This is a genomic window from Streptomyces ossamyceticus, assembly GCF_001418475.1.
Classification (GTDB): Bacteria; Actinomycetota; Actinomycetes; order Streptomycetales; family Streptomycetaceae; genus Streptomyces; species Streptomyces ossamyceticus.
The window spans coordinates 1-4,578 of sequence record NZ_LIQX01000950.1 but is presented as its reverse complement, the minus strand read 5'-3'; the positions used below and the strand labels follow the sequence as shown (position 1 = coordinate 4,578).

3 protein-coding genes are annotated in these 4,578 nt (G+C 72.7%); 1 reads left to right on the top strand and 2 read right to left on the bottom strand.

Translation table 11 applies throughout. The annotated features are described in order from the left end of the window. Positions 1-199: 199 nt before the first annotated feature. The gene (locus tag AOK15_RS45455) at positions 200-352 is read right to left on the bottom strand and encodes a hypothetical protein (protein WP_157870535.1); all 153 of its coding nucleotides are present in this window, start codon (positions 350-352) and stop codon (positions 200-202) included. A gap of 323 nt (positions 353-675) precedes the next feature. On the opposite strand from AOK15_RS45455, the gene recQ reads away from it, so the two are divergent. Next, complete coding sequence (gene recQ, locus AOK15_RS40880; RefSeq protein ID WP_240508834.1) at positions 676-2,883, top strand: DNA helicase RecQ; 2,208 nt, start codon at positions 676-678, stop codon at positions 2,881-2,883. Between the two features lie 285 nt (positions 2,884-3,168). Here the strand turns inward: recQ and fahA are convergent, their stop codons facing one another. Next, positions 3,169-4,392 carry a fumarylacetoacetase gene (gene fahA / locus AOK15_RS40875; RefSeq protein ID WP_055524290.1) on the bottom strand — a complete coding sequence of 408 codons (1,224 nt, stop codon included), beginning with the start codon at positions 4,390-4,392 and terminating at the stop codon, positions 3,169-3,171. Positions 4,393-4,578: the final 186 nt, after the last annotated feature.

The window sequence follows — 4,578 nt, the reverse complement described above, 5'->3', positions numbered from 1 at the left end:
ACCGGCACCGGCGCCACGCACGCGAAAGGGACCAGGCCCTCGGGGGCCGGGTCCCTTTCGCGTGCGTGGCGCCGGTGCCGGTGGGGGCGCCGGGAGGGTGTCGGGCTCAGGGGGTGGGTCTCGGTCTGCCGATGGGGCAGGACCGCGCTACTCCTTGGTGTCGATGTACCCGTCGGGGCGCGGCGAACGGCTCGTACCCCTACCGCGACGTCGTGAGGTAGGTCTCGCCCGGCTCGTGCCAGGCGGCCGGCGAAGGGTCGTACGGGCTGTCGGCGTGGGCGGGGGCCGCGGGGAACGTGACGGCGGTGGCCAGGGCGGGGGTGCGGACGGCCTTCAGGCGGACGGCCTTCAAGGGGACATGCCGCGGAGCTCCTTGCGGGAACAAGGGGGGCGCGCGGCGGCGTCGCCCGAGGCGTGCGGTGGCGGGCCTCCCCCTCCCGCGTCAGCATCGCCCGGCCCCGGGGTGCCTGCCCTGCGGGGCGTCCGATAGGCCTGAGACGCGGCCTCAGGGCAAGGACTCCGGGGGGTGGGACCCGAGGTCTCTGAAGAGTGGAGCCTGTGGATAACTCTGAGGCTGTCGGTGCGGGCGCCTATCGTGGCAGGGGCTGGAGGAAGCGCGGTCGGCACGGAGCCCGGGGCGCGAGGCACGGTGCACGCAAGCACGGGGGACGGACGATGATCGGGACGGGCGGGACGAGTGTGATGGCGGACGACGGCAGGACGACGGCAGGGCCGGACGACGGCGAGGACGCCCCGACCACCCCCTGGGCGGACGACAGCGGGACGGCGCCGGCGGCGGGTCCGGGCGCAGGGCGGCCGGCGGAGAGCGAGGCCCTGGCCGTGCTCCACCGCGTCTTCGGCTACGGCGCCTTCCGGGGCGAGCAGGAAGCGATCATCGACCATGTGGTGGCGGGCGGTGACGCCGTCGTCCTCATGCCGACCGGCGGCGGCAAGTCCCTCTGCTACCAGATCCCGGCCCTGGTCCGCCCCGGCACGGGCATCGTGGTCTCCCCCCTGATCGCGCTGATGCAGGACCAGGTGGACGCCCTGCGGGCCCTCGGCGTGCAGGCGGGGTTCATCAACTCCACGCAGGACTTCGACGAGCGGCGCGTCGTCGAGGCCCAGTTCCTCGCCGGCGAACTGGACCTGCTCTACCTGGCCCCCGAGCGGCTGCGCATCGACGCCACCCTCGACCTCCTCGCCCGCGGCAAGGTCTCCGTCTTCGCGATCGACGAGGCGCACTGCGTCTCCCAGTGGGGACATGACTTCCGGCCCGACTACCTGACCCTGTCGCTGCTGGGGGAGCGCTGGCCCGACGTCCCGCGTATCGCGCTCACGGCCACCGCGACCCGCGCCACGCACCGGGAGATCACCGAGCGGCTCGCCATGCCGCACGCACGGCACTTCGAGGCCAGCTTCGACCGGCCCAACATCCAGTACCGGATCGTGCCGAAGGCCGACCCGAAGAAGCAGTTGCTGTCCTTCCTGAGGCAGGAGCACCCGGGCGACGCCGGCATCGTCTACTGCCTGTCCCGCAACTCGGTCGAGCGGACGGCCGAGTTCCTGAGCGGCAACGGCATCCGGGCGGTGCCGTACCACGCCGGGCTCGACGCGGGCACCCGCGCGGCGCACCAGTCGCGGTTCCTGCGCGAGGAAGGGCTCGTGGTCGTCGCCACGATCGCCTTCGGCATGGGCATCGACAAGCCCGACGTACGGTTCGTCGCCCACCTGGACCTGCCGAAGTCGGTCGAGGGCTACTACCAGGAGACCGGCCGCGCCGGACGCGACGGGCTGCCGTCCACGGCCTGGATGGCGTACGGGCTGAACGACGTCATTCAGCAGCGCAAGCTCATCCAGGGCTCGGAGGGCGACGAGGCGTTCCGCCGCCGGGCCGCCGCCCACCTCGACGCCATGCTGGCGCTCTGCGAGACCGCCCAGTGCCGGCGCGGACAGCTCCTGCGCTACTTCGGCCAGGAACCGAACCCCGGCGGCTGCGGCAACTGCGACACCTGCCTCGTACCGCCGGAGACCTGGGACGGCACCGTCGCGGCGCAGAAGGTGCTGTCCACGGTGGTGCGGTTGCAGCGGGAGCGCGGGCAGAAGTTCGGGGCCGTGCAGATCGTCGACATCCTGCTGGGCAAGCGGACGGCCAAGGTCATCCAGTTCGACCACGACCAACTGTCTGTCTTCGGGATCGGCGCGGAGCTGTCCGAGGGTGAATGGCGCGGTGTCGTACGGCAGTTGCTCGCGCAGGGACTGCTCGCGGTGGAGGGGGAGTACGGCACGCTGGTGCTCACCGAGGACAGCGGGGTGGTGCTGCGGCGGGAGCGGGAGGTGGCGCTGCGCAAGGAGCCGAAGAAGCCGGTGACCTCGCGGTCGGCGTCGGGTTCGGGTTCGGGTTCGTCGGGGTCCGGGCGCGGTGAGCGGAAGTCCAAGGCGGCCGTCGCGGAGCTGCCGGAGGAACTGCTGCCGGTCTTCGAGGCGTTGCGGGCGTGGCGCGCCGAGCAGGCCCGCGAACAGGGCGTCCCGGCCTATGTGATCTTCCACGACGCCACGCTCCGGGAGATCGCCTCGCTCGGCCCCACGTCCGTGGCCGAACTCGGCACCATCAGCGGCATCGGTGAGAAGAAGCTGGCCACGTACGGGGAGGGCGTGCTCGGGGTGCTCGCGTCGCTCGGCGGCGGGACGTCCCAGGAGACACCGCCGACCGCGTCCACGGGGGCGGCGGCAGGCTCGGCGGCGGCTTCCGGAGGATCGGCAGGCTCGTCGGTGGCTTCCGAAACGGCCGCTGGCTCGGCGCGCGAAGGGGACGCCGGGGGTGCGGACGGCTCCTTCGACTGGCCGGAGGACGAGCCGGAGCCCGAGTACGACGACTGGGCCTAGGGTCGGGGTCGGCGCTCTGGTGAGGCGGCGTTGGGTGTGGGGCGCGTGCGGTGCGTTGGGGGTGGGGCCGTGCCGGTGTGTCAGCCCGTCGCTCGGTGCCCTACTGCTCGGGGGTTCGGGGGGAGTTGTTCTCCGGGCTTCTCCATGCGACGGGCTTGAGACACCGGCACGGCCCCTTCCGTGCGTGGGCGGCCCGCCCGCCGTGGCTCCGGCTGATTCCCGGAGGTGGTCCCGCCGGTCGTGACGTGGTCGATCCGGCGGGGAAGCGGCCGAGGCCCCGGGGGGCTATGCCTCCTGCGGTGACGGTGTGATCCTGCCTGTCACCTCGCCCAGGGCGATCCTCGTGCCGTTCGGGCCGGGGGCCCAGGCCGTGAGGGTGACCTCGTCGCCGTCCTCCAGGAACGTGCGTTTGCCGGTGGGGAGGTCCAGGGGGTCGCGGCCGTTCCAGGTGAGTTCCAGGAGGGAGCCCCGCTGGTTCGCGGCGGGGCCGCTGACCGTGCCGGAACCGTAGAGGTCGCCGGTGCGCAGGGAGGCCCCGTTGACCGTCATGTGGGCCAGTTGCTGGGCGGCGGTCCAGTACATGGTGGAGAAGGGGGGCTCCGCGACCACATGGCCGTTGACGGCGACCGAGATGCGGAGGTCGTAGCCGCCGGGGTCCTCGGTGGAGTCGTCCAGGTAGGGCAGGAGGTCGTGGGTGCGGGACGGCGGGGTCACGCGGGCCTCGTCGAGGGCGTCCAGGGGGGTGATCCACGCCGAGACGGACGTGGCGAAGGACTTGCCGAGGAAGGGGCCCAGCGGGACGTACTCCCAGGCCTGGAGGTCGCGGGCCGACCAGTCGTTGAGGAGGGTCACGCCGAAGACGTGGTCCCGGAAACCGGAGAGGGGCACCGGGTGGCCCATGCGGGTGGGCGTGCCCACGACGAAGCCGACCTCCGCCTCGATGTCGAGGCGGACCGAGGGGCCGAAGACCGGGGCCGGGTCCGCGGGCGCCTTGCGCTGGCCGGAGGGGCGTACCACCTCGGTGCCGGAGACCACAACGGTGCCGGACCGGCCGTGGTAGCCGATCGGCAGGTGCTTCCAGTTGGGGGTCAGAGGGTCCGGTGAGTCGGGGCGGAAGATCTGGCCGACGTTCCGGGCGTGGTTCTCCGAGGCGTAGAAGTCGACGTAGTCGGCGACCTCGAAGGGGAGGTGGAGCGTGACCTCGCTGAGGGGGTGGAAGAAGGGGCTGATCGTCTCGCGGTGGGAGGGGACCGTCACCCAACCCGTGAGGGCCCGGCGGACGTCCGACCAGGCGGTGCGGCCCGCTGCGAGGAGGGGGTTGAGGGTGGGGTGGCCGAGGAGGGCGGCGTACGGGGAGCCCAGGGCGCGGGCCGCCGCCGCCGCGTCCAGGACGTGGTCGCCCAGGCGGACGCCGACGGTGCGGGTGTCGGAGCCCGAGAGGGAGAAGACGCCGTAGGGGAGGTTGTGCGGGCCGAAGGGGTGGCCTTCGGGGACGTCGAAGGGGGGCATGGGGTGCTGCCTCGCTCTCGTGCGTGCCGGCGTTCCGTCTGGTCGCGGCACACGTTACGGGGCGACGACGGGAACGGGGAGTGTCTAAAGAGTTCGCAATGTCCTGATAGGGGAGGGTCGGAGTGGATGATTCCGGCTTAGCGTCCTGTGGGGGCACGGACGGGGTGGGTCCGGGTCCGGTAAGGG